At 62.7% G+C, this 26,110-nt stretch carries 17 protein-coding genes; 9 read left to right on the plus strand and 8 right to left on the minus strand.

Going from position 1 to position 26,110, the window contains the following annotated elements; genetic code table 11:
* The first annotated feature begins 178 nt into the window (after positions 1–178).
* The gene (locus E5K00_RS01020) at positions 179–1,315 is read left to right on the plus strand and encodes a T9SS type A sorting domain-containing protein (protein ID WP_135460801.1); all 1,137 of its coding nucleotides are present in this window, start codon (positions 179–181) and stop codon (positions 1,313–1,315) included.
* 82 nt (positions 1,316–1,397) lie between these two features.
* On the opposite strand, the gene E5K00_RS01025 is transcribed toward E5K00_RS01020, so the two are convergent.
* The 4 genes from E5K00_RS01025 to E5K00_RS01040 all read right to left on the minus strand — a co-directional run bounded on the left by E5K00_RS01025 (position 1,398) and on the right by E5K00_RS01040 (position 4,071).
* Entirely contained in the window at positions 1,398–1,724 is a 327-nt protein-coding gene (locus E5K00_RS01025; protein ID WP_135460803.1) for a HesB/IscA family protein, read from the minus strand.
* A 92-nt stretch (positions 1,725–1,816) separates the two neighbouring features.
* On the minus strand, positions 1,817–2,224 hold the full coding sequence (locus E5K00_RS01030; RefSeq protein ID WP_135460805.1) for a hypothetical protein: 408 nt from the start codon (positions 2,222–2,224) through the stop codon (positions 1,817–1,819).
* A gap of 101 nt (positions 2,225–2,325) precedes the next feature.
* Complete coding sequence (gene iscU / locus E5K00_RS01035; protein WP_135460807.1) at positions 2,326–2,742, minus strand: Fe-S cluster assembly scaffold IscU; 417 nt, start codon at positions 2,740–2,742, stop codon at positions 2,326–2,328.
* A gap of 114 nt (positions 2,743–2,856) precedes the next feature.
* The gene (locus E5K00_RS01040) at positions 2,857–4,071 is read right to left on the minus strand and encodes an IscS subfamily cysteine desulfurase (protein ID WP_135460809.1); all 1,215 of its coding nucleotides are present in this window, start codon (positions 4,069–4,071) and stop codon (positions 2,857–2,859) included.
* Between the two features lie 162 nt (positions 4,072–4,233).
* On the opposite strand from E5K00_RS01040, the gene mce reads away from it, so the two are divergent.
* The 3 genes from mce (at position 4,234) to E5K00_RS01055 (ending at position 6,978) form a co-directional block, all read left to right on the plus strand.
* The gene (gene mce, locus E5K00_RS01045; RefSeq protein ID WP_135460811.1) at positions 4,234–4,653 is read left to right on the plus strand and encodes a methylmalonyl-CoA epimerase; all 420 of its coding nucleotides are present in this window, start codon (positions 4,234–4,236) and stop codon (positions 4,651–4,653) included.
* Positions 4,646–5,239 carry an L-threonylcarbamoyladenylate synthase gene (locus E5K00_RS01050; RefSeq protein WP_135460813.1) on the plus strand — a complete coding sequence of 198 codons (594 nt, stop codon included), beginning with the start codon at positions 4,646–4,648 and terminating at the stop codon, positions 5,237–5,239. Before mce ends, E5K00_RS01050 begins: the two co-directional genes overlap by 8 nt.
* A gap of 308 nt (positions 5,240–5,547) precedes the next feature.
* Positions 5,548–6,978: a CCA tRNA nucleotidyltransferase gene (locus E5K00_RS01055; protein ID WP_135460815.1), complete on the plus strand. Its 1,431-nt coding sequence runs from the start codon at positions 5,548–5,550 to the stop codon at positions 6,976–6,978.
* A gap of 187 nt (positions 6,979–7,165) precedes the next feature.
* On the opposite strand, the gene E5K00_RS01060 is transcribed toward E5K00_RS01055, so the two are convergent.
* Together E5K00_RS01060 and E5K00_RS01065 are read right to left on the minus strand one after the other, a co-directional pair.
* A complete protein-coding gene (locus E5K00_RS01060; protein ID WP_135460817.1) occupies positions 7,166–9,850 on the minus strand; it encodes a PspC domain-containing protein in 2,685 nt (894 codons plus the stop codon).
* A 61-nt stretch (positions 9,851–9,911) separates the two neighbouring features.
* On the minus strand, positions 9,912–10,271 hold the full coding sequence (locus E5K00_RS01065; RefSeq protein ID WP_100336701.1) for a PadR family transcriptional regulator: 360 nt from the start codon (positions 10,269–10,271) through the stop codon (positions 9,912–9,914).
* A gap of 316 nt (positions 10,272–10,587) precedes the next feature.
* Here E5K00_RS01065 and E5K00_RS01070 point away from each other — a divergent pair, with 316 nt between their 5' ends.
* The 5 genes from E5K00_RS01070 to E5K00_RS01090 all read left to right on the plus strand — a co-directional run bounded on the left by E5K00_RS01070 (position 10,588) and on the right by E5K00_RS01090 (position 24,609).
* Positions 10,588–11,700: a putative type IX sorting system protein PorV2 gene (locus E5K00_RS01070; protein WP_135460819.1), complete on the plus strand. Its 1,113-nt coding sequence runs from the start codon at positions 10,588–10,590 to the stop codon at positions 11,698–11,700.
* A 58-nt stretch (positions 11,701–11,758) separates the two neighbouring features.
* Entirely contained in the window at positions 11,759–16,933 is a 5,175-nt protein-coding gene (gene porU2, locus E5K00_RS01075; RefSeq protein WP_135460821.1) for a putative type IX secretion system sortase PorU2, read from the plus strand.
* A gap of 90 nt (positions 16,934–17,023) precedes the next feature.
* Positions 17,024–22,246 (plus strand): putative type IX secretion system sortase PorU2, encoded by a 5,223-nt coding sequence (gene porU2, locus E5K00_RS01080; protein WP_135460822.1) that lies wholly within the window; start codon positions 17,024–17,026, stop codon positions 22,244–22,246.
* 111 nt (positions 22,247–22,357) lie between these two features.
* The gene (locus E5K00_RS01085; RefSeq protein ID WP_210114263.1) at positions 22,358–23,344 is read left to right on the plus strand and encodes a quinone oxidoreductase family protein; all 987 of its coding nucleotides are present in this window, start codon (positions 22,358–22,360) and stop codon (positions 23,342–23,344) included.
* A 17-nt stretch (positions 23,345–23,361) separates the two neighbouring features.
* Positions 23,362–24,609 carry an acyltransferase family protein gene (locus E5K00_RS01090; RefSeq protein ID WP_135460824.1) on the plus strand — a complete coding sequence of 416 codons (1,248 nt, stop codon included), beginning with the start codon at positions 23,362–23,364 and terminating at the stop codon, positions 24,607–24,609.
* Here E5K00_RS01090 and E5K00_RS01095 read toward each other — a convergent pair.
* Both E5K00_RS01095 and fmt read right to left on the minus strand, forming a co-directional pair.
* A complete protein-coding gene (locus E5K00_RS01095; RefSeq protein ID WP_135460826.1) occupies positions 24,590–25,075 on the minus strand; it encodes a dihydrofolate reductase in 486 nt (161 codons plus the stop codon). The two genes, E5K00_RS01090 and E5K00_RS01095, sit on opposite strands and share 20 nt — an antisense overlap.
* Positions 25,072–26,013, minus strand: a complete 942-nt coding sequence (gene fmt / locus E5K00_RS01100) for a methionyl-tRNA formyltransferase (protein ID WP_135460828.1) — start codon at positions 26,011–26,013, stop codon at positions 25,072–25,074. The genes E5K00_RS01095 and fmt overlap by 4 nt, the downstream gene beginning before the upstream one ends.
* Between the last annotated feature and the right edge of the window lie 97 nt (positions 26,014–26,110).

Raw genomic sequence — 26,110 nt, forward strand, 5'->3', positions numbered from 1 at the left:
TCTGGGCGGTAGTACGATAATCAGAAAATATGGTTTATAACTATTGGGTTAATATTTTATATATTGCCGATACGTGAAAAAAGAAAAGATTCTGATTACTTCTGAGTCTACGCTTCGCCCTTTTATCTGCCGTCCGTCACAACACACCTCCTGATCTGAACTCATAGCTAGTTGGCCCATGAAAAGAACAACCGCAACACACCTACTATTTGCCGGCCTGATGCTTTGCCCGCTGTTAAGCTGGAGCCAAGCCCAAAACCTGACCCAGAACTTCGATAGCCAGACGACTACATCACTACCGTACACGACAACTGGCACCGGTGGCGTAGCGGCAGCAGTGGGGGTAAGTAGCTCCAATGGCTACCAAGTGGCCAAAAACAACAATGGCAACACAGCAGTTCTGGGCACGCTCGAAACCGATGTCATTCGGACTACTTCAGGGGCTACTACCACTTTCAAGCTGCGCCTGTCTGTCACGGGCAGCGGCATGAGCAATAATGACGGCTCCGTCACTATTGCACTTCGCACGAATGGCGGTGCTTACGGCGGAGCCGGCAATACGCTAACAATTACTGGGCCCACCTCCGGGAATACCAACGTGCCGTGGGCGTATGGTACCGGTACCCTAAACGGCACGATGGGTTCATTGGGAACAACAGCCGTGACCAGTGGCAACGGAGCCGGCTCAATCTCGATTACTCTACCGGCCAATACAACCTCGGTGCAGGCCAGAATATCATTCGACGTACCCAAACAGTCTCAGCTGAACGTAGACGACGTACAGTTCGACAGCAACAGCCCGCTGCCCGTGGAGCTGGTCGCCTTCAGTGCCAGCCGCCAGAGCAACACGGTGCAGCTGAAGTGGACCACGGCCAGCGAAACCAACAGCAACCGGTTCGAGGTGCAGCGCAGCGCCGATGGGCAGAGCTTTGCCACCATCAATACGGTAGCCGGCGCGGGCACTACCACCACGGCCACCAACTACCTGAGCGTCGATGCGGCGCCCCTGGCGGGCACGAGCTACTACCGCCTGCGGCAGATAGATACCGACGGCAGCGTGTCGTATTCGCCCGTGCGGGTCGTGGGAGCAGTTCTGGCTATGGTTTACCCCAGCCCGACCTATGACCTGTTGAACCTGCCCGCCACGGCCGCCGGCGCTGCTTACCGCGTGCTAAATACCACCGGGCAAACCGTAATGCAGGGAACTGTACCGAAATCGGGGGCGCTTACCATGCGCGAATTGAAGCCCGGGGGCTACTTCCTGGAAATTACCAACAATGGGGAACTAAGCCGGCAGCGCTTTGTGCGAGAATAATTCACGGCTTGTTACTGTACACAAAAAAAGCCTCTTCCGCGGAAGAGGCTTTTTTTGCTAAAAGCGACTGGCAAATTACTGACTACACCGAGAAACTCTCGCCGCAGCCGCAGGTGCGCGACGCATTCGGGTTGTCGAAGTAGAATCCCTTGCCATTGAGACCATCCGAGAAGTCGAGCTGAGTGCCGGCCAGATACAAAAAGCTTTTCATATCAACGACTACCCGCACGCCTTTGTCTTCAAACTCCTGGTCCATGGGCTTCACCTCGTTGTCGAAATCGAGCTTGTAAGAGAGGCCCGAGCAGCCGCCCCCGGCTACGGAAGCCCGCAGGCGGTACGTCGCGTCGAGCTGCGCGTCCGACATCAGACGCTCTACTTTCTCCTTGGCTTTTTCAGAAACGGTAATCATGGCTGGTGGCAGTACTGGGTGTGGCGTACTTGGTAGGCAAACAACGAGTGGGGCAGAAGAGTGTCCCGCCCCTAGGAGCTTGCTACCGGTTACTACGAAGAAGGATTGAGCACAACACTGAATACGGTAATCGTGTTCAGGTCGCGTCCGTAATACAATTTGTCGAGGGCTTCGTAGGCATTGTGGGCCCGGAAGTAGGAAGTCTGCAGCTCTTTGTCGCCGCGGGCCCGCCACTGAATGGTGTAGGAGCTCTCCGTGTCGCGCAGGCGCTGCACGTAGGTCAGCATCTTGCGCAACGCATCCAGCTTGTCGTAGCCTTCCTCGTAGCGAAACAGGAAACTCTGGTGGTGGCGCGGATTGACGGTAATCAGATCCAGGCGCACCAGGCCATCCAGCTGCCGGTACTCGAACAGCAGATTGCCCGGACCCATGCCCAGGTAATCCTCAATCTGCTTCTGGATCCGGCTGCTTTCGACGTGAATGTCGGGCGAAACTTCCATTGGGGGACTGTTAAAAGCCAATTGCTGATTGTTGACTGCGGGTTAGGCTCCGGATTGGCCGGAGAACAACTGGCAGTCGACAATCAGCAATTAACAACCACTTAATGGTGAGCCTTGGCCTCTTCCAGGGCGGGCATGCCGTTCTTGACGCGGTAGTCGTTGATGGCCGACTTAATGGCGTCCTCGGCCAGCACCGAGCAGTGAATCTTCACCGGGGGCAGCGCCAGCTCTTCCACGATTTCCATGTTGTCGATGGCCAGAGCCTCGTCCACGGTTTTGCCTTTCAGCCATTCCGTCGCCAGCGACGAAGAGGCAATGGCCGAGCCGCAGCCGAAGGTTTTAAACTTGGCGTCGGTGATGGTGTTGGTGGTTTCGTCCACCTCAATCTGCAGGCGCATTACGTCGCCGCACTCGGGGGCACCCACCAGGCCCGTACCTACGTTCTTTTTGCTTTTGTCCAGCGTGCCCACGTTGCGGGGGTTGCTGTAGTGGTCGATTACTTTATCGGAGTAAGCCATTTTCTTGAATTCTGAATGTTAAATTATGAATTCTGAATTAGTTGCTGGTCTTCGGAATGATGGTTAATTCAAAATTCAGCATTCATAATTCAGAATTGCGAAGCAAAGCGGAGCCTAGTGCTCAGCCCACTCAATTTTGCTGAGGTCGATGCCTTCCTTGAACATCTCCCACAGGGGCGACATTTCGCGGAGCTTGGTCACGGCTTCTTTTACGTGGTTGATGGCGTAATCGATCTGCTCTTCCGTGGTAAAGCGGCTCAGGCCGAAGCGCAGCGAGCTGTGGGCCAGATCGTCGCTCAGGCCCAGGGCCTTAAGCACGTACGAGGGCTCCAGCGAAGCCGAGGTGCAGGCCGAGCCCGACGAGACGGCCAAGTCTTTCACGCCCATCATCAGGCCTTCGCCTTCCACGTACTTAAAGGAGATGTTGGTCACATGGGGCAGGCGGTGTTCGCGCGAGCCGTTCACGTAGCTTTCTTCCAGCGTCAGCAGCTCGCGCTCCAGCTTGTCGCGCATCGCCGAGAGGCGGGCCGTGTCGGCCGCCATTTCCAGGCGGGCCAGCTCACAGGCTTTGCCCAGGCCCACGATGCCGGGCACGTTCAGGGTACCGGAACGCATGCCGCGCTCGTGGCCGCCGCCGTCCATCTGGGCGGTTACTTTCACCCGCGGGTTCTTGCGACGCACGTACAGGGCACCTACGCCCTTGGGGCCGTACATCTTGTGGGCCGTGAAGGCCATGATGTCGATGCCGTCGGCAATAACGTCCACCGGAATCTTGCCTACGGCCTGGGTGCCGTCGGTCATGAACAGGGCGCCGTGCTTGTGGGCAATGGCGGCAATTTCGCGAATCGGCTGAATGGTGCCGGTTTCGTTGTTGCCGTACATGATGGTCACCAGAATGGTCTGGGGCGTCATGGCCGCCTCCAGGTCAGCCAGGCTGATCAGGCCTTCCGAGTTGACGGGCAGGTAGGTTACGCGGCCCCCCAGCTTCTCGATGTGCTTGCAGGTGTCGAGCACGGCTTTGTGCTCGGTGGTGGCGGTAATGATGTGGTTGCCCTTCTGAGCGTACATCTCATATACCCCCTTGATGCCCAGGTTGTCGGACTCAGTGGCGCCCGAGGTGAAGATAATCTCCTTGGAATCGCAGTTGATGAGCGAGGCAATCTGCTCACGGGCGTAGTCGACGGCTTCTTCCGCGGCCCAGCCGAAGGGGTGGTTGCGGGAAGCGGCGTTGCCGAACACCTCGGTCAGATAAGGCATCATGGCCTCCAACACGCGTGGGTCCAGCGGAGTGGTAGCGTTGTTGTCGAGGTAAATAGGTAGCTTGAGCATGGCTCGGAGTATGTAAATCAGCGAAAAACCAGAGAAAGCAGGCGAATCCTAGTGGAGAATGATTCGCAGGTAGAACACCAAAACCGGTGAACAGGTTTTACTTTGTGCCACAAAAGTAGATATATTCCAAATAGCGTCCATCAGCTTCCCACCCCAACTTTCATGTTTACCAATCTTGAACATCTCGGCCTAGCCGTGCACGACCTCGAAGCAGCCACGGCGCTCTACACGACCTTGCTCGGGCAAGCGCCCTATAAAAAGGAGCACGTAGCCAGTGAGGCCGTGGATACCGTGTTTTTTCAGGTGGGCGGCTCCAAGATTGAGCTGCTGGCCGGCACCTCGCCCGACAGTGCCATTACCAAGTACCTGGGTAAGAAACCGGAAGGCATTCACCACGTGGCTTTCGAAGTCGACGACATCCGGGCCGAAATGGCGCGGCTGCGGCAGGAGGGCTTCACCCTGCTGAACGAGGAGCCCAAGCGCGGGGCCGACAACAAGCTGGTGTGCTTCGTGCATCCCAAAAGCGCGGCCGGCGTACTGGTAGAGCTGTGCCAATCCATCAGCCCCCTCGACCATGACTAATAATACGAACAGCAATTTCTTTCGCCAGGAGGTGGATGCCGCCGTGGACGTGCTCCTGCTGCAACAGGTGATTCTCTATCCCACCGATACGGTGTGGGGCCTGGGCTGCGACGCGGAAGTGCCGCCGGCCGTGGAGAAGATCTACAAGATCAAGCAGCGGCCGGCCGAGAAAGGCTGCATCGTGCTGGTGGCCGACGAGGCCATGTTTGCCAAGTACGCCGCCGTGGTGCCCCCGAATCTGACGGAGCTGCTGGCCGCCCAGGAGCGGCCCACGACCTACATCGTGCAGGGCAGCCGCCACCTGGCGCCCAACCTGCTGGCCCCCGACGGCACCATCGGGCTGCGCGTGGTCCAGAACGACGAGTTTACCCGCAAAGTAGTGCGCCGCCTGGGCCACGGCCTGGTATCTACCTCGGCCAACCTGAGCGGGGAGCCCACGGCCGCCATCTACTCCGAAGTCAGCCCGGCCATCGTGCGCGCCGTCGACTACGTGGTAAGCTGGCGGCAGGAGGACGAAACCCGGTCCCAGCCCTCAAAAGTAGTGCGGGTGCTGCCCGACGGCGGCCTGGAAGTAGTGCGGGGTTAATGTGCTCAGGTGCTAATGTGTTGTGAATGTGCCAATGACGTTCCGTCATTGCGGGGTGCAGTCAAGGTAACCCGTCTTCTGCGCAGTACGAAGTGACCTTTTAAACTGAAAAGCCCTTTCCCGCATGAGCAGGAAAGGGCTTTCTAGTAAAAGGCTCGGCACGCTTTAGAGGACGGATTGCTTCATGCCCCGCAGGGACACATTCTCCACATTCCACCACATTAACAACCATTAGCACATTACCCACATTCGCACATCAGCACATTAAACAATTACCTTTGCGGCCGTTTTAACTGTCCGCGTTGCGCATGAATACTCCCCAGCTTCCCGAGAATCCGTTGTTTCATACCATTGCTGAGGCGGCCGGTGAGCTGGGCTACCCGGCCTACGTTATCGGGGGCTTCGTGCGGGATTTGGCGCTGGCACGGCCCAGCAAGGACGTGGATGTGGTGTGCGTGGGCGACGGAATCAGGCTGGCCCAGGCCGTGGGGAGCAAGCTGCCGGGCAAGCCCCGCGTGACGGTGTTCAAGAACTTTGGCACGGCCATGCTGCCCACCGAAACCATTGAGCTGGAGTTTGTGGGCGCCCGCAAGGAAAGCTACCGGGCCGAGAGCCGCAAGCCCGAGGTGGAGGCCGGCACCCTGGAGGAAGACCTGGCCCGCCGCGACTTTACCATCAACGCCTTGGCCCTGAGCCTGAACCCTGGGGATTTCGGTACGCTCGTGGACCGCTTCGAGGGCATGCGCGACTTGCAGCAGAAAATCATCCGCACCCCGCTCGACCCGGATATTACCTTCTCCGACGACCCGCTGCGCATGATGCGGGCCGTGCGCTTTGCCACCCAGCTCGACTTCGACATCGAGCCCGACACCTTCGACGCCATTGCCCGCAACAAGGACCGCATCAAGATTGTGTCGCAGGAGCGCATTACCGTCGAGTTGAACAAGATTATTGAGGCCACCAAGCCCAGCTACGGCTTCAAGCTGCTGTTTCAGACCGGTTTGCTCCAGCTGATTTTCCCCCGCATGGCCCAGCTCTACGGGGTGGAGAAAGTTGGGAGCCATGCCCACAAGGACAACTTTTACCACACCCTACAGGTGCTCGACAACGTGGTGGCGGCCGGCGGCGACCTGTGGCTACGCTGGGCGGCCATTCTGCACGACATTGCCAAGCCCGCCACCAAGCGCTACGACAAAAAGGTGGGCTGGACCTTTCACGGCCACGAAGACAAGGGTGCGCGCTGGGTGCCGGGTATTTTCACCGACCTGAAGCTGCCGCAAGGCGAGGAGATGCGCATGGTGCAAAAGCTCGTGCGCCTGCATCTGCGGCCCATTGCCCTGGTGAAGGAAACCGTGACCGACTCGGCCGTGCGCCGCCTGCTGTTCGAGGCCGGCGACGACATCGACCGGCTGATGCTCCTGTGCCGGGCCGATATTACAAGCAAAGACCACCAGCGCAAAGAGCGCTACCTGCGCAACTTCGGGTTGGTGGAAGAAAAGCTACGGGAAGTAGAAGCCAAGGACCATCTGCGCAACTTCAAGCCCGTTATTACCGGCGAAGTCATCATGGAAACCTTTGGCTTGAAGCCCTCCCGGGAAGTGGGCGAGCTGAAGGAAGCCGTATTGGAGGCTATTCTCGATGGCAAGATCCGAAACGAAATGGAGGAAGCCTTTGCCTACCTGTTGCAGCTCGGGCAGGCAAAAGGACTTCCTCCGGGTCACTCGTTCTCTCACCAATAAGCAAACCCAATCAATTCGTGTTGTCGCGGAGATAGATGCCGGTCAGGAACCAAGGGTTGCCTGGCCGGCATCTGTTCGTTTAAGTAAGTAGGAGCCCCCGGGCGTGGGCGGCTGAAAAGCCGCCGGTCACCAGTGGGCGCGGGAGTAGCAGTGCAGCCGTGGAAACTGGAAAAGGGTGGCCGCGGGGCTACTCGTTGGTCGTGTCGTCGTCGCTGTTGCCGGTGGTGAGGCGCACCACCCGCGAGGAGCCCGACACATCCTTCTGCACCTTATTGGGCGAGCCGGTATACTCCACCCGGCTGGCGCCGCTGAGCTCGGCGCGCAGGCGGTCGGCCACTTTCACGCGGGCCTTGCTCATGCCGGAAAGCTCAAGGTCAGCACTTTGGGTGCTCATGCGCAGGCCCTGCACCTGGCTGGCGCCGTCGCCTTCCACGTTCAACTCGTTGGCTGCGCCGCGCAAATCGGTGCGGCAAGCCCCGCTCAGGTTCAGGTCGAGGCGGGGTACGTCCACGTTGAGCAGCGCGTAGCAGGCGCCCGACTGCTCTACCTGGAGCGCCTGGTCTTTGAACCCGGCCACGTTGGCTTTGCAGACCCCACTCAGATCCAGGGACGTCAGCTCCGGCATCTGCACCCGAATCAGCACGGGCTTGCGGTTGCCAAAGCCCGACAGAAACGAGTTGCGGTTGCGGCCCCGAATCGTCAGCTCATTGCCGTTGGCTTCCACGCGCAGGTCGCGCAGGTCCTTGTCGTCGCCGGCGGCGTCTACCTTAAACTCCGGACCCTGGCGCACCAGCACGCGGTAGGCGCCGCTGGCTTCGATGGTGCGGAAGCCACTGACGTTGAAGGTGCGCCGGCCCGAGCCGTAGCGGCCGGGGGCAGTGGAGAATCCTTTGTCGTCAATGTCGATGTCGACGCCCACGTTGCCGTCCTCGTCGTCATCGGTGTTGACCCGGATCCGGTAGCTTTCGTCGCCGGCGTCCACGCGCACGGTGGTGTCGGTGGTATCCGAGTCGGCCTGGTCGTCGTCCTCATCGTAGCGGCCGAAGCTGTCTTCCAGATCGTCGCCGGTACAGCTGAGGCACTCCAGCTGGTTGCCGCGCAGGCGGTAGGTGTGCTTTTCCGGGTCGTTGGGCTTCTGGTCGTTCACGAAGTTGTCGTCGTTCAGCATGTAGGAGAAGTCGTGGCCCAGGCGGAACGTCTTGTTGCGGGGCAGGCGCACCAGCAGGCTCAGGTCCTGGTCGCGGTACTTCGCGCTGGGGCGGAACGAGAAGTGGTCGTCGAAGAGCAAGGTCGAGTCGTTGCTCTGGCGCACGGTGTAGGTCACCGTGCTGACGGCCGTCTGCCGGGCTTCCGCTTCGCTGTAGCCGCTGGCGGAGAAGGTTTTTTCCACCTCCACGGCCGCCCCGCTGTCGGCGGGGGCCAGGCGCACGTCCACCCGTTGGTCGGAGCCCCGGTCGACGCGGCGCGTATCCAGCAGCAGGGTAGGCGTGGCCTCAAACCCGGTGAAGCGCTGGGTCTGGGTTACTTCGCCTTGCTCCTGGAAGTTGCGGTTGATCTGCGTCATGGCCACGGCCACGCCCACGACGCCCAGCAGCCAGAGGCCGAACATGGTCAGGTTGGCGGTGCGGCTCAGGATGGAGCGGCGCAGCAGCAGCCCCAGGCCGGCCAGCATCATGGCCAGGGCCGGAATGGCCGTCAGCAGGAAGAAGGCCAGCAGCGCCCAGCTGGGCACGGTGTTCATCATTACGTTGGCCGACACGTCGCCCAGCACGAAGTTCTGCGACTCCGGAATCGTGCCCAGGCCAATGCCCAGCAGAATCAGCAGCGTGAGCAGGAAGCCGAAGCCGATGATGGTCATCATCACCCCGATAAAGATGCGCAGGGCCGAGCCGATGAAATTCAGCAGGGGCCGGATGTTGCGGAACAGCTCCTCCAGAAAAGTGCCCACGGGCCGGTTGTTGCCCAGGGTTTCGGGGTTGCCGTCGGGGTTGCTGCGCAGGTTGCTGTCGAGGCTGGAAAGCGTCAGGGCGTCGCCCCGCATCCGCATCCGGTCGGACACGGTTTTGGCTTCGGGCAGCAGAATCCAGAGGGCAATGTAGAGCGGGATGGCAAAGCCGCCGGCGAAGAGGAAGGCCACGAACAGCACCCGGATCAGCACCACGTCCACGTTGAAGTAGGCGGCCAGACCAGCCGACACCCCGCCGACCTTGCCGGTGTCGGTGTCGCGGTAAAGCTTCTTAAAGGTGGGGTCTTCTTCGCCCGCTACCATATCGTAGCGCTTGGGCAGGGCAATCCAGAGAATGATGTAGACCAGCAGCGAGACGCCGGCCAGGTCGCCGCCAAAGTCGCTGTGGCCGTCGTAGCGGTCGAACACCACGGGGGGTAGCAGCAGCAGCGTCAGGAAGCCCAGGCGCACCCACAGCGGGTTGATGGCGAAGTAGCGGGCAATACCGGCGGCGACGCCGGCAATCTTGCGGTTGGCCATGTCCCGGAACAGGCGCTTGGGCTCGGTAGCGGCTTCGGCCGTGGCGGCCCCGGCGGCTTTGGCGTAGTTGGTGTACACCTCGGGGCCACCGGCCAGGGCTTCTTCCTCTTCCTCGGCCTCGTCGGCGGTCTGGAAGTCGCTCACGCGGCCCATCTTACCGACCATTTCCTGCACGTCGGCCAGGGTGATGACCTGCTTGGTGGTGGAGGTGCGGGCGGCAAACAGCTCGGCAATGCGGGCCTCAATGTCGGCCACGATTTCCTCGTGTCCGCGGTAGCCGGAAAAGTGCGCCCGTACTTCGGCCAGGTAGCGGCTCAGTACATCGTAGCCGTCTTCTTCGATGTGGAAGATGAGGCCTTGGAGGTTAATGCTGATATTCTTTTTCATCTCAGTGCTGCAAATCAAGAGTAACTCGAAAGGAGGAATGGTCCGGGCCAACTAGCTGCCGCTACGGCGTTGGGGTTGCGGCGCCATTGAGGTGAGGTTTCTGGCGGATGATGCGGATCGAATCCTGCACTTCCTCCCAGGTCAGGCGCAGCTGGTGCAGAAACTCCTGGCCGTCGGGGGTGAGGGTGTAGTACTTGCGGGGCGGTCCGGAGGTGGACTCTTTCCAGGTATAATCAAGCAAGCCGGCATTTTTGAGGCGCGTCAGCAGCGGATAGAGGGTTCCTTCCACTACAATCATGCGGGCGGAGGTGAGCTCCTCCAGCATGTCCGACGCATACACCTCGCCGCGGGCAATGATTTCCAGGATGCAGAACTCCAGGATGCCCTTCCGCATCTGCACTTGGGTGTTCTCTACTTTCATGGGCTGGGGCAGAAATCGGTGAAGAATGAAACAAAGATAATGGAAGGTACTATGCGACGCAAGGTACTGGTCGAATTTATTTTTAGTACTATGTAATACATAGTTCATGGACGGTGGAATTGTAGCCCGGCCAGCCGACAAAACGGGCTGGGCTAAAAACCGGAAGGCGGATAAAATCGTTGATTGCCGCGTACCAAGGCCGATTTCGGTTGACTACAGTCGAGCCGCGCCCGTCGGCCCGATTCGCCAGCGCACTATTAATAAGTATCTTGCGTTGCTGCTCCGGACAAACCTGGATTTTATTCATTACACCTCTATGCTGCACTTCTCCCGATTCGCCCCCGCACTGGTAGGGGCGGGCCTTAGCCTGGGTCTGGCTACCGTGGCTTCGGCCCAAACCAAAGACCTGACGCCCAAATACAGCAACGACTTTCTCAACATCGGGGTGGGGGGCCGGGCCCTGGGCATGGGCAACGTGCAGGTAAGCTTGGTAGGCGACGCCACGGCCGGCTACTGGAACCCGGCGGGCCTGCTGAATCAGAAGAGCAAGTACGACGCGGTGCTGATGCACTCGGAGCTGTTTTCCGGCATCGTCAAAAACGACTACGCCGCCTTTTCCATGCCCCTCGACGAGCAGAGCGCCATCGGGGCCAGCCTCATCCGGGTGGGCGTCGACGACATTGCCGATACCCGCGCCCTGGTGAACGAGTACGGGCAGGTGTCCTACGACCGTATCACCTACTTCTCGGTGGCCGATTACGCGCTGCTGCTCTCCTACGCCCGCAAGATCGGGGCAGTTGAGGGGCTGAAGCTGGCCGGCAACGGCAAGATCATCTACCGCAACGTGGGCAAGTTTGCCAACGCCTGGGGCTTCGGCATCGACGCGGGCGTGCAATATGACAAGGGCGGCTGGCGGCTGGGCCTGATGGCCCGCGACATTACCACCACCTTCAACGCCTGGGCCATCAACTCCGACGAGTTTCAGGGCAGCGCCAACGCCTCGGACCCGGTGCCGGCCAACAGCACCGAAATCACGCTGCCCCGCTTTATCCTGGGGGTGGGCCGCGCGGTGAAGCTGCCCGCCCAGCTCACGGCCCTGGCCGCCGTCGACTTGGAAATTACCACCGACGGGCAGCGCAACACGCTCGTGTCGAGCAGCGCCGTGAGCATCGACCCCAAAGCCGGGCTGGAGCTGGGCTACAAGGACCTGATTTTCCTGCGCGGCGGCGTGAGCAACTTCCAGAAAATGGACGCCGATAAGTCTTTCGACGGCAAGGGTGGCTGGAAGCCCCAGCCCAGCCTGGGCGTGGGCGTGGCCTTTAGCGGCCTGCGCCTCGACCTGGCCCTCTCGCGCCTGGCCATTGAGAAGGTAGGTGACCAGGGCTCGACCAATTCCGTTATCGTTTCGCTGGGCTACGGCTTTAAGTAAGCCCCGGGCCGCCCGACGCTTGTCGGGCGGCTGGTGTCGAAACCTTCAGTTAGTATCTATGATCAACTCTACCCAACTTCGAAACCTGCTGCGCTGTTTTGGCTTGCTGCTGGGAGTAGTTCTGCTGCGTCCGGCTGCCGTGCAGGCGCAATCGGGCCCGTACGGCAACGAGTGGCTCGTGCCGGGGCAGGCCTACTATAAGATTAAAGTGGCCCAGGACGGGCTCTACCGCCTGGACTACCAGTACCTGACCCGGGCCGGGCTGGGCAGCACGACCAACCCGCAGCGGCTGCAGCTCTGGCGCCGGGGCCGGGAAGTGGCCATCTACGTGGGCGGCACTTCCTCGACGGGGCTGGATGCCACGAGCTACGTGGAGTTCTATGGGCAGCGCAACGACGGGGCCCTGGACAAGGGCATGTACAAGAACCCGGCCGAGCAGGCCCAGCGGCTCTACAGCCTCTACACCGACACGGCGGCCTATTTTCTCACGGTCTCGGCCACGGCCAACGGCAAGCGCATGGCCCAGCCCGCCCTGAGCCCCGTCGGTGGCAAGCACCCGTATTGGATCAAGCCCCAGACCAACGTTATTGCCGACCGCTACCACGACGTTCCGGCCGAAAACTTCGTGTACCAGCCCTGGGGCGAAACCAACGAAGGGTTTCTGGGCCAGCACTGGGGGCGCGGCTTCGATAACTTCGGCAACGTCTCGCGGGCCGGCGACGAGTATAAGGTAGACTCGGTGGACAGCCGCTCCGCCACCGGTCCGCTGCCGGTGCTGGAAACCCTGGTGGTAGGAGCCAGCAACTCGGCCCACACGATAAACCTGTACGTGAAGCCCGAGGGCACCGACACCTGGCGCGTGTTCCGCACCTTCGTGATGCAGGGCTTCGAGCAGCGCAAAATCGTGGAGCAGCTGCGCCGAACCGACATCAAAGCCAGCGGCGTGGTCCGGATGCTGATTGAGGTGGTAACGGCGGCCACGCCCAGCACCGAAAACAACCTGGTGAGCCTGGCCTACCTGCGCGTCAGGCACACCCAAACGGCCCGCTGGTTTCCCAAGCGCAGCTTCTTTAGCTTCAGCAACGACTCGACCCTGGGCGCGGCCCCGGCCTACTACACGCTCGACAGCATCCCGGCTACCGTCCGCGGATTTGATGTGACCGACCCCTACAATGCCCAGCGCATCGAGGGCCTGGCCGGCGTGGGGCAGCAGCGCACCTACGTGTTTCCGAATGCCCTGGCTGGCAACCGCACGCGCAACCTGGTGCTGGCCGACGTGGCCCGGGCCCTGGTGCCGCTGCCCGCGCAGCCCGTGCGGTTCCGCGCTATTTCGCCCGCGTCGCACAACTTCCTGATCGTAAGCCACCAGGCGCTGATGAAGCCGGCCGGCGACACGCTCAACCCGGTGCGCGAATACGCCAAGTACCGCGCCTCGGCCACCGGCGGCCGCTACGACACGCTCGTCGTAACGACCGACCAGCTCTACAACCAGTTTCACTACGGGGAGAAGTCGGCGCTGGCCATCCGGCAGTTTTCCCTTTACATGCTCACCAACCCCCGGGCCAAGTACCTGCTGCTGCTGGGCAAGGGCCTGAATACCGGCGAATTGGGCAATGGCAACATCTACCACCGCAAAGACCCGCGCGGCTACTCGCCCACGGTGCGCGACCTGGTGCCGACCAGCACGCGCGGCTCCTCCGATACTTTCTTTTCGGCCGACTGGCCCAATAACGACTACGCCGCCCGCATGGCTACCGGCCGGATTTCGGCCCAGACGCCGCGCGAAGTGCTGGATTACCTCAACAAGCTCCGGGAGCACGAGGAAGTAATCAGCCGGCCCGACGCGCCCGATCTGGCGTGGCGCAAAAACGCGCTGCACCTGGGCGGGGGCGAAGAGCCCTACCAGTTTGAGCTGTTTGCCCAGTATCTGAACGAGTATAAAGCCCAGATTGAGCGGCCTTTCTTCGCCGGTACGGTCGTCAAGACGTACTCGCGCACCACGCTGGGGCTGCCCCAGGAAATCAACGTTTCCTCGGAGCTGAACACCGGCCTGGCCCTGATCAACTACTTCGGCCACGGTTCCATTCAGGAACTGTCGTTGGGCCTGGGCAACGTCCGCACCAATCCGGCGAAAGGCTATAACAACCGGGCCAAGTACCCCATCATGTTTGCCAACGGCTGCGCGGCCGGCAATACGTTTTCCATCTACAACGCCCTCTACGCCGAAGACTGGATTCTGGCCCCGAAAAAGGGCCTGATCGGCTTCATGTCGGAGTCCAGCTTCGGCTTTGAGTCGACGATGCACACCATGCAGAAGCTCACGTATCAGCTGATGCTGAACGATGCGGCCTGGTACGGCAAGCCCGTGGCCGACGTGCAGAACGAGGTGGCGCGCCGCCTGCAGAACGGCCCGCTGAACAACCCCATCGGCCAATCGGCCCTGCTGAACACGGTGTGGCACGCCGACCCGGCCCTGCGTTTGTTCTCCCCGCCCAAGCCCGACTTTCTGTTCGGCGCGACGCCCCTCACGGTGACGCCGGTGGGCACAGAGCCGGTGCGCACCACCTCCCGGGAATTTAAGCTGCTGGTGCAGGTGCGCAACCCCGGCAAGGTGACCTACGACAAGCTCGATATTTCGGTAAAGCGCACCTACGACCCCACCACGCTGCCCCTGCGCGCCGACACGCTCTACACCTTCACCAACCTGCGCCAGGCCCTGCACGACACGACCTACGCGCTGGTGCTGCGCAACACGGGCAATGCCTTCGGCAACAACCAGTTTCTGGTTACGCTCGATTACCAGAACCGCGTGGATGAGCTGGATGAAACCAACAACCAGGCTTCGACGAGCTTTTCGTTTTTGCAGGAGGGCATCACCCTGCTCAACCCGCCCGAGTTTGCCATCGTCAGCACGGCCAAGCCCCGGCTGGTGGGGCAGACCAACGACCCGCTGGGCCCCCGGCGCACGTTCCTGCTCGAAGCCGACACGACGCTGAGCTTCTCCAGCCCGCTGCTGCAGCGCACCAGCATTCAGGCCGCGCTGCTGGCCGACTGGCGGCCCACGCTGCCGGTGCTGGCCGGGCGCGACAGTGTGGTCTGGTACTGGCGCATGCGCTTCGAGAGCAAGCTCACGCCCACGGAAAATACGGAGTGGGTCACTAGCTCCTTCCGGGTGATTCCCACTAGCCCCGGGGGCTGGTCGCAGGCCCACCACGGGCAGTTCAGCCGCTCGCAGCGCCAGCGCGTGGACGTGGCCGCGCCCTCGGGCAAGTGGAGCTTCTCTGACATCACCAAAAGCCTGACTCTGCAGACCCGCGGTGGCGGCTCCGGCGGTATCACCTTCCTTGATTCTTACGGGGTGCAGGTGGATAACGAGCCGCTTTCGGTGCTGGAGTGCGGCGTGACGTACCCCAACATTCTGGTCAGCGTGTTTGATGGCAGCTCACTGAAATCGTTGCGCACGGTGGCCGGTACCTACGATTCCTGCGGCATGGCGCCCAACCGGTTTTACCAGTTTGCCCGGAGTGCCACCGACAACATCAACACGCCGGCCCGGCAGGCCCAGCTGCTTTCCTTGCTGACCAACGTGCCCCGCGGCGCCTACGTGGCGTTGCTGTCGGTAAACAAGGTTGATTTCGGCTCGTTTTCCCCGGCCCTGAAAGCAGCTATTGCCGGCCTGGGCTCCCAGAAAATCAATCAGCTGCAGAACGGGGACCCCTTCGTGTTCATCGGCCAGAAAGGCCCCGGTGGCCGCCCCGCTCAGGAAGCCACGGCGGATTTGGGCAGCGCGGTGCCGCGGGCCGAGCAGGTGGTTTCGCTGCGCGGCACGCTGGCCACCAAGGGCGGCAGCGGAGTGGTGACCTCCCCGCGCATCGGCCCGGCCCAGCAGTGGACCACGCTGGTGCACACTCTCAAGCAGGAGCCCACCGACAGCTACACCCTGCGCCTGCTGGGCATTGCCCCCGATGGCACGCGCCGGGTGCTCAACGCCAGCGTGCCCCGCGGGCCATATGCGCTCAGCGCGGTGTCAGCCAAAGATTATCCGTATCTGCAATTGGAAGTGGTGCTCAAGGACACGCTGCAGCGCACGGCCCCGCAGCTCAAACAGCTCTTGGTGACGTACCAGGGCCTGCCCGAGGGCATCGTGCGCCGCGACTCGGTGGTGGCCAAAACGCCCACCGCTTACGACCCTACCGCTCTGGCCAAGCAAGCCGAAGGAGGCTCGGTGTCGGTGCCGGTGATTTTCCAGAACGTGAGCGGGCTGCCGTTTGGCACGCCGCTGAAGGCGGTGTTTACGCTGCGCAACGCCACTAAGGAAATCAGCAAGGAATTTGACCTACCTGCCCTGGGTGCCAACGGCACGGTAGCCTTCAACGCGGCAATGCCCCTGGATATCTACGGCGACATCAGCGGCTCTGTCACGCTCAACATCGACAAGAACCGCAGCCGGTTGCCCGAGCTGTTCTACTTTAACAATGAGCTGACGATACCGTCGTTCCGGGTGGAGGACCGTAGCGTGCCGCCGGTGCTGGACGTGGCCTTCGACGGGCAGCACATTCTCAACGGCGACATCGTCTCGCCCCGCCCCACCATCACCGTGCTGCTCACCGATGAGGACAAGCTGCGGCCCATCACCGACCGGAGCGCCTTTGACCTGGTGCTGACCCCGCGCAATGGCACGCCGCAGAAAGTAAACCTGAACGCCTCGAACGTCATTTTCCTGTCGGATCCGGCGAAAGGCACGGCCCGCATCGAATATAAGCCGGGACAGGATACACCGCTGGCGGATGGGCTCTACACGCTGGAAGTGCAGGGACGCGACGCCTCGGGTCGGGCCGCCGGGGCCGAGAACTACCGTGTGGGCTTCGAAGTGGTCAACGCCAGCAGCATCAGCCACGTGTTTCCCTACCCCAACCCCATCACCCGCTCGGCCCAGTTTGTCTTTACCCTCACGGGCGAAGAGCTGCCGCGCAACCTCAAGATCCAGATCCTGACGCTCACGGGCAAAGTCGTGCGCCAGATTCTGATGGCCGAGCTGGGGCCCTTGCGCATCGGCACCAACGTGACGGCCTATCACTGGGACGGCACGGACGAGTACGGCGACCGGCTGGCCAACGGCACGTATCTGTACCGGGTGGTGCTGGACGACGCGGCGGGCAAGTTTGAGCAGCGCGCCACCGCCGCCGACAAGGCCTTCAAGAACAACTGGGGCAAGCTCGTGCTGCTGCGCTAGCTTTATTTCCGCTTCTTCCTCAGAAACAGGCAGTCAAGTCCGGCTGCCTGTTTTTCTTTGTAGTACTACAACAACTTGCCTGCATCTTATATGTCCCGTTTCTACCGGTTTGATTCTTTCCCGCGCTGGTTTGGCTTTATATTTCTACTGCTGCTGCTGACCAGCCGGGGCGCGCAGGCGCAATCGGGCCCGTACGGCAACGAGTGGCTCGTGCCGGGGCAGGCCTACTACAAGATTAAAGTGGACCAGGACGGGCTCTACCGCCTCGACTACCAGTACCTGACCCGGGCCGGGCTGGGCAGCACGACCAACCCGCAGCGGCTGCAGCTCTGGCGCCGGGGCCGGGAAGTGGCCATCTACGTGGGCGGCACTTCCTCGACGGGGCTGGATGCCACCAGCTACGTGGAGTTCTATGGGCAGCGCAACGACGGGGCCCTGGACAAGGGCATGTACAAGAACCCGGCCGAGCAGGCCCAGCGGCTCTACAGCCTCTACACCGACACGGCGGCCTACTTTCTCACGGTCTCGGCCACGGCCAACGGCAAGCGCATGGCCCAGCCCGCCCTGAGCCCCGTTGGCGGCAAGCACCCGTATTGGATTAAAAACCGGTTGTTTATCCGCAACGAGCGTTTCGCGGAGAATACTGAAACCACCGTTCACCAACCCTGGGGCGAGGCGGGGGAGGGGTTTATGTCCTACAGCTACGGCCGGGGCACGGGCAGCAACCACCAGTCGCGTATGGCCTCCTGGGCGCCCGATACGTTGTCGGACATGCTACCCAGCGGCGGCCCTTCGCCCCGGGTCGAAATGCTGATGACCGGGTCCAGCAGCGGGCCGCACGAGCTGACGACCTCGGCCCAGCAAACCACCTCCACCGACAAGGATATCGTGACCCGGCCGCTGGGGCCGCCGGTGGTGCTGCAAGGCTTCGAGCAGCGCAAGCTGAGCTACCCCTTTCTGCGCTCCGACGTGTATCCCAATGGGCGCATCGGTATCATTACCGACATCAACAATGCCGTGAACCCGGGTGCCAAGAACTGGTTCCGGATGGTGTACCTGCGCCTGATTTACCCTTCGGCCAGCGCCTGGCCCACCGGCCGCCGCGAGGTGAGCTTCTCCAACGACTCCACCCTGGGTGCGGCCCCGGCCTTTTATCAGCTGGATAATATCCCGGCCTCGGTGTGCGGCTACGACGTAACCGACCCCTACAACGTGCAGCGCATCGTGGGTGTCGGCAGCGGGTTGCAGCGCACGTTTGTGTTTCCCAATGCCACGGCCGCCGCTACCCGTCAGCTGCTGCTCACCGATCTGACCTGGGCCCGGGTGCCGCCGCCAGCCCGGCGCGTGCAGTTCCGCACCATCAACCCGGCCGCCTACAACTACCTGATTGTAACCAGCCCGGTGCTGATGAAGCCCACCGGCACCTCGGCCGACCCCGTGCGCGACTACGCCGCCTACCGGGCCGCCCGCTTCACCCCGCTCATCGTGACCAGCGAGGAGCTCTACGACCAGTTTCACTACGGGGAGAAGTCGGCGCTGGCCATCCGGCAGTTTGCCCTTTACATGCTCACCAACCCCCAGCCCAAGTACCTGCTGCTGCTGGGCCAGGGCATTTCGCCGCAGGAGGTGAACACCGTGAAAGTGCTGGTAAACGGGAAGCTGGAAGACGACTACGTATACCTGCGCAGCGACCCGGAGCGCTACCGGCTGACCAGCGCCGACCCCGCCGCCCGCGACCTAGTGCCCACGAGCACGCGCGGCAGCTCTGATGCCTTCTTCACCGCCGACTGGCCCCGCAACGACTACGCCGCCCGCATGGCCACCGGCCGCATTGCGGCCAACACCCCGGCCGACGTGCTGGCCTACCTGACCAAGCTGCGGCAGCACGAAAGCCAGCTGGACGCCTCACTCGAAACCCAGCCCTGGCGCAAAAATGCCCTGAACCTGCTGGGCGCCCAGACCGAGGCGGAATACGCCCGCTTTGCCCTGCGGCTGGACCAGTATAAGGCCCAGATTGAAAAGCGGCCTTTCGCGGGCAAAGTGGTGAATAGCTACGGCACCGCGGGCATTGTTTCAACCAAAAACATTGCGGCCGACCTGAACGCCGGCTTGTCCCTGATTACCTATTTCGGGCACGGGCAGCCTGATATTCTGCAGCTCGACTTGGGCGACATCAACAACCCCTCCAACGGCTACAACAACGTGGAGAAGTACCCGGTCATGTTTGTGAGCGGCTGCGCGGCCGGCAACACCTTCCGGGGCCAGCCGGCCCGCTACGCCCAGCAGTGGCTGCTGGCCGACCAGAAAGGCCTGGTCGGTCTGATGGCCGAGTCGGACTTGGGCGGCGAGGGCGACGTGCATACCCTGCAAACGGAGCTGTATGATGTGCTGCTCAACGATGCCGCCTGGTATGGCAAGCCCGTGGCCGAGGCCCAGAGCGAGGCCGTGCGCCGCCTGCAGCGGCGGGGCACGCCCGACCCCGGCGCGGTCAGCAGCTGGATGAACACGGTGTGGCACGCCGACCCGGCCCTGCGCCTGTATTCGCCCCTGCGGCCCGACTTTGCCTTTGGCGCTCCGGCCCTGGAAATCAGGCCCGACGGCACGGAGCCGGTGCGGGCCAAATCGGCGAGCTACAAGCTGCTGGTGCGGGTGAAAAACCCGGGCAAGGCCACCGGCGACAAGCTGGACTTCCGGATTCAGCGCCAGTACGACCCGCTGACGTCCGACAACCGCCCGGCCGACGTCTACTTTTTCCGGGCCCAGCCCCAGCCCCTGGCCCTCGGCGACACCACCTACACCTTCGTATTGCCCAATCCGCAGAGCCCGGCCAAGGTCTTTGGTACCAGCATCTTCACCGTTACCCTGGACGACCAAAATAAAGTGGCCGAGCTGGATGAAACCAACAACCAAGCTTCGACGAGCTTTTCGTTTTTGCAGGAGGGCATCACCCTGCTCAACCCGCCCGAGTTTGCCATTGTCACCAACGCTAAACCCCGGCTGGTGGGGCAGACCAACGACCCGCTGGGCCCCCGGCGCACGTTCCTGCTCGAAGCCGATACGACGCTGAGCTTCTCCAGCCCGCTGCTGCAGCGCACCAGCATCCAGGCCGCGCTGCTGGCCGACTGGCGGCCCACGCTGCCGGTGCTGGCCGGGCGCGACAGTGTGGTCTGGTACTGGCGCATGCGCTTCGAGAGCAAGCTCACGCCCACGGAGAATACGGAGTGGGTGACTAGCTCGTTCCGCGTGATTCCCACTAGCCTTGGGGGCTGGTCGCAGGCCCACCACGGGCAGTTCAGCCGCTCGCAGCGGCAGCGCGTGGAGGTGGCCGCGCCCTCGGGCAAGTGGAGCTTCTCTGACATCACCAAAAGCCTGACCCTGCAAACCCGCGGCGGCGGCTCCGGCGGGGTTACGTACGAGCCGGGCTACGGTATCCGGCTGGACACCGAGCCGGTGTATGCCGAGGATTGCGGCATTGCTTTCCCCAATCTTCTGGTGGCCGTGTACGATGGTAATTCCCTGCGGCCCCTGCGCAGCCTGGGGGCCGGCCCCTACGATTCCTGCGGAACGGCCACCAACCGCTACTACCATTTCGCCCGGAGTGCCACCGACAACATCAACACCCCGGCCCGCCAGGCGCAGCTGCTGGCTCTGCTGAATCAGGTGCCGACGGGCGCCTACGTGGCCCTGGTTTCGATTAATAAGGTGGATTTCAGCTCGTTTTCGCCAGCCCTGAAAACTGCCCTGACGGCCTTAGGCTCGCAGAAAATCAACCAGCTGCAGGACGGCGACCCGTACGCCTTGTTTGCGCACAAAACCGGCGGCGCGCCCGTCGCCCAGGAAGCCACGGCGGATGTGGGCAGCACGGTGCCGCGGGCCGAGCAGGTCGTCTCGCTGCGCGGCACGCTGGCCACCAAGGGCGGCAGCGGGGTGGTGACTTCCCCGCGCATCGGCCCGGCCCAGCAGTGGACCACGCTGGTGCACACCCTCAAGCAGGAGCCCACCGACAGCTACACCTTGCGCCTGCTGGGCATTGCCCCCGACGGCACGCGCCGGGTGCTCAACGCCAGCGTGCCCCGCGGGCCGTACTCCTTGAATGGGGTTTCAGCCAAAGACTATCCGTATTTGCAGCTGGAAGTGGTGCTCAAGGACACGCTGCAGCGCACGGCCCCGCAGCTCAGGCAGCTCTTGGTGACGTACCAGGGTCTGCCCGAGGGCATCGTGCGCCGCGACTCGGTGGTGGCTAAAACACCCACCGCCTACGACCCCACCGCCCTGGCCAAACAGGTAACGGACACCGGATACCTGACCGTGCCGGTGATTTTCCAGAACGTGAGCGGGCTGCCGTTTGGCACGCCGCTGAAGGCGGTGTTTACGCTGCGCAACGCCACCAAGGAAATCAGCAAGGAAATCGACCTGCCCGCCCTGGGTGCCAACGGCACGGTGGCCTTCGACGCCAGAATAAGTGCCTTCGACCTCTACGGCTCCATTACGGGCACTGTGACGCTGAATGCGGCCAAAAACGGTGGGCGGCTACCGGAAGTGTTCTACTTTAACAATGAGCTGACGATTCCCGCATTCCAGGTGGAGGACCGCAGCGTGCCGCCGGTGCTGGACGTGGCCTTCGATGGGCAGCACATTCTCAACGGCGACATCGTCTCGCCCCGCCCCACCATCACCGTGCTGCTTACCGATGAGGACAAACGCCGCCCCGGCATGGAGCGCAGCGCCTTCGACCTGGTACTGACCTATCCGAACAAGGAAACGAAAAAGGTCGATTTAAACGCCGCCAACGTCAGATTCACTGCCGAGCCGGCCAAGGGCAGCGCCCAGGTAGAGTACGAACCCGGCCGCGACGCACCGCTGGCGGATGGGCTCTACACGCTGGAGGTGCAGGGGCGCGACGCCTCGGGCCGGGCCGCCGGGGCCGAGAACTACCGCGTGGGCTTCGAAGTGGTCAACGCCAGCAGCATCAGCCACGTGTTTCCCTACCCCAACCCCATCACCCGCTCGGCCCAGTTCGTCTTTACCCTCACGGGCGAAGCGCTGCCGCGCAACCTCAAGATCCAGATCCTGACGCTCACGGGCAAAGTCGTGCGCCAGATTCTGATGGCCGAGCTGGGGCCCTTGCGCATCGGCACCAACGTGACGGCCTATCACTGGGACGGCACGGACGAGTACGGCGACCGGCTGGCCAACGGCACGTATCTGTACCGGGTGGTGCTGGACGACGCGGCGGGCAAGTTTGAGCAGCGCGCCACCGCCGCCGACAAGGCCTTCAAGAACAACTGGGGCAAGCTCGTGCTGCTGCGCTAGGGCTGCCGCGAAGCGTACCGATTACCGAAGCGAGGCGGCCAAATCCGGCTGCCTCGCTTACTTTGCGGCCCCGTTCGTTTTCCGGTGTTCCACTGCTCTTTCTGCTGCTTTATGACCGAATCTGCTGGCATGCACGCCTTGTTCTTTGAAACCTTCGGCGGCCCCGAGGTGCTGCGCTACGGCCCGGTGCCCCGGCCTGAGCTGTTGCCCGGCACGGTATTAATGCGAGTCAAAAGCATTGGCCTCAATTACGCTGACATCTACCGGCGCTACGGCAACTACCACCTGGTGGGCGAGCCACCCTACATTCTGGGCTACGAGGCCGCCGGCGAAATTCTGGCCGTGGCCCCCGACGTAACCCACCTGCATGTAGGCCAGCGCATTGCCTGCGCCGACGTGCCGCACTCCAACGCCGAGGTGATGCGCGTGCCCGTGGAGCACGTCATTCCCCTGCCCGACGATATTGCCTTCGACCAGGCCGCGGCCTTGCTGCTCCAGGGCCTGACGGCGCAGTACCTCACCGCCGACAGCTACCCGGTGGGGCCCGGCACGGTGGCCTTGGTGCACGCCGTAGCCGGTGGGGTGGGGCAGCTGCTCACGCAGTTCATCAAAGCCCGGGGCGGGCAGGTCATTGGCCTGACGTCGAGCCCGGCCAAGCGGGAGCAGGCCCTGGCCGCCGGCGCCGACGCCGTTTTTCTGTACCAGGACGCGTGGGAAGCCGCCGTGCGCGACTATTGCGGGGCGGCCGGCGGCGTCGAGGTGGTCTACGAATCGGTGGGCAGCACGCTGGCCCAGAGCCTGGCCGTGACGCGGGTGCGGGGCACGGTGGTGTTTTTCGGCATGGCCGGCGGCGACCCGGCCCCCGTGGACCCGCGCCAGCTGATGGACCGTTCCCTGACCCTGACCGGCGGTGACCTGTGGAACTACCTGACTTCGCGCGCCGAGCGGGAGCAGCGGGCCGCGGCCTTGTTTGAGCTGGTGCGCGGCGGTCAGCTGCAGGCGGTTGTCACGGCTGCTTTCCCGCTTAGTGAGGGGCCGGCGGCGCACCGTTTGCTGGAAAGCCGGCAAAGCACCGGCAAGATTCTGCTGCATCCCTAACCGTCGTTTCGCCCCGTATGCCCGCACTCCGGTCTGTTTCGTCGGCTCACGCCCTGGGCTACCTCGATGGCCTGCGCGGCTTGGCCGCCGCCGTGGTCGTTATTCACCACCTGGCCGGCTTTTTCTACCCCACCATGCTTTCCGGCGACGCCTACTCGGCCCACTGGGGTGGGGGCGTGGAGCAAGCCGTAGCCAGCACCCCGCTCAACCTCCTGATTGGCGGCAACTTTGCCGTTTGCCTGTTTTTTGTGCTCAGCGGCCTGGTGCTCAGTGAGAAATTCTGGCGGACCGGGCAGCTGGAAGTGCTTCGGTCCCAGGCCTGCCGCCGCTACGTGCGCCTGATGCTGCCGGTGCTGTTTGCGGCCCTGGTAGCCCTGGCATTGTGGGTGGCCGGGGCGTACCGCAACACGGAAGTGGCCGAAATCACCGGGGCCCGGCGCTTCGGCGAGTACTGGGCCGAGCTGCCGGGCCTCAAGCAAATTCTGCACGATCTGGCGGTGGGTATTCCGCTGGGCGGCGAATCGGGCTACAACCCGGTTTTCTGGACGTTGAGCATCGAGCTGTTCGGCTCCTTTATCGTGTTTGCCCTGCTGGCGTTTTTCGGTGCGGTGCGGCACCGGGCCTGGGTGTACGCTGCGGCTATTCTGGTGCTGAGCGTCTCCGAGCTTAACTTCTACTACACCGGCTTTATTCTTGGCGTCTGGCTCAACGACTGGCGGCACCACGCGCCGGGCGGGCTGCCCCGGGGCGTAGGCGTGGGTAGCCTGCTGCTGCTGGGTGCCGTGTTTTTTGGCTCGTACCCCACGGCCGACCTGGTGCGGGTGCAGGACACCATCTACTGGTTTTTGCAACCCGACTGGCTGGGCAACGAGCGGGCTATTCAGGTGTGGCACCTGCTGGGGGCGGCGCTGCTGCTGCTGGGCGTGTTTGCCCTGCCTGGGTTGCAGCGGCTGTTGGGCCGGCGCTGGCTGCGCGGCCTGGGCGCTGTTTCCTTTTCGCTCTACCTGCTGCACTTTCTGGTGCTGGGCTCGTTTTCCAGTGCCGTGTTTCTAGCCCTGCGGGCACAATTCGGCTACGATGCCAGCGTCGCCCTCACGGTGCTGGCCACCCTGCCCGTGCTCGGGCTGACGTCCTACGCCATGTATCGAGTGGTCGATTTGCCCGGCATCCGGCTGGCGCAGTGGCTCTACGACCGGTTTTTCCGGCCCGCTGCCCAGCCGCAAGCCACTGCTGCCGCTCCGGTAACTACCGCCGCCGAAGCGTGACGAAGCTAAAGGCATAGGCGTGCTGGTCGTCGGGCTCGTGCCGCTCCCGGGTTTCCTCGCGCCACTCGCCCGGCAACAGGTCCGGAAACACCGCGTCGCCCTCAAAGTCGTGGTGCACTTCGGTCAGGTACACCGTATCGGCCATCGGCAGGGCCTGGCGGTAGATTTCGCCGCCCCCAATCACGAAGATATTTTCATCGGTGGTGCGGGCCGTTTCCAGGGCGTCGGCAATGGAAAACGCGGCCTCGCAGCCTGTTGCCTGCCAGTCGGCCTGGCGCGTTACCACGATGTTGCGCCGCTTGGGCAGGGGCCGGCCAATGGCTTCAAACGTGCGCCGGCCCATGATAATTGGGTGGTTCAGCGTCAGGCGCTTAAAGTGCTTCAGATCATCCGGCAAGTGCCAGATCAGCTGATTGTCCCGGCCAATCACGCCGTTATCGGCTACGGCTACCACTAAGGCTATCATACGGTCGGGGCGTTTAAGACGGCAGCGTTGAAACCGCGCAGAAACTCAACCACGGGCATACGCTTTTTGCCTTCCAGCTGCACGTCGAGCAGGTCGAGCTGGCCCTGGCCGGTGTGCAGGCGCAGGTAGGTGCGGCCGTCGGTAGCCCAGGTGCCGGGCGCGGCGGGCTTGGTTTCGTCTAGCGCTTTGGCCTTGAAAATCTTGAGCGTGCGGCCGTCGGGCAGCTGGGTGAAGGCCGTAGGAATGGGCGACAGGCCCCGCACCAGGTTCACCAGCGCCGCGGCGGGCTGCGCCGCGTCAAGGCGGCCGGTTTCCTTCTGGATTTTAGGCGCGGATTTCAGCTCCTGGCCCGTAGTCTGCGGAATGCTGGGCGCGGTGCCGGCGGCAATAGCCTGCACGGTGCGCAACGCCAGCCGGGCCCCGGCAGCTTTGAGCTTCTCGTAGAGCGCGCCGAAGTCGTCGTCGTCGGCAATGGGCACCACGTCCTGGAAAATCAGGTTGCCGGTGTCGATTTCGTGCTGCAGGAAAAACGACGTGACGCCGGTTTGCTTTTCCCCCTGAATCAGGGCCCAGTTGATGGGCGCCGCCCCGCGGTACTGGGGCAGGAGTGAAGCGTGAATGTTGATAGAACCCAGCCGCGGCATGTTCCACACGGCCTCGGGCAGCATCCGGAAGGCGACTACCACCTGCAAATCGGCCGCGTAGCCGCGCAGCTCCTGCTGAAACTCCGGCGCCTTCAGATTCGTGGGCTGCAGCACCGGCAGGCCGTGGGCCGCCGCCGCCTGCTTCACCGCCGACTCAGCCAGCTGCCGGCCCCGGCCCGCGGGCTTATCGGGCGCGGTAATGACGGCCACCACTTCGCAGCCGGACCAGGTAAGCAGGGTTTCGAGGGTAGGCACGGCAAACTCGGGCGTGCCCATGAAGACTATTCGTAGCATATGTAGTATTTCACGCAGTGTCTCGCAGTGGATTACGCAGTGGCCCGCTGGGGCGACACTGCGAGACACCGCGCCGCCTACTGCGAGACCCTGCGTG

Source organism: Hymenobacter aquaticus (assembly GCF_004765605.1).
Taxonomy (GTDB): Bacteria; Bacteroidota; Bacteroidia; order Cytophagales; family Hymenobacteraceae; genus Hymenobacter; species Hymenobacter aquaticus.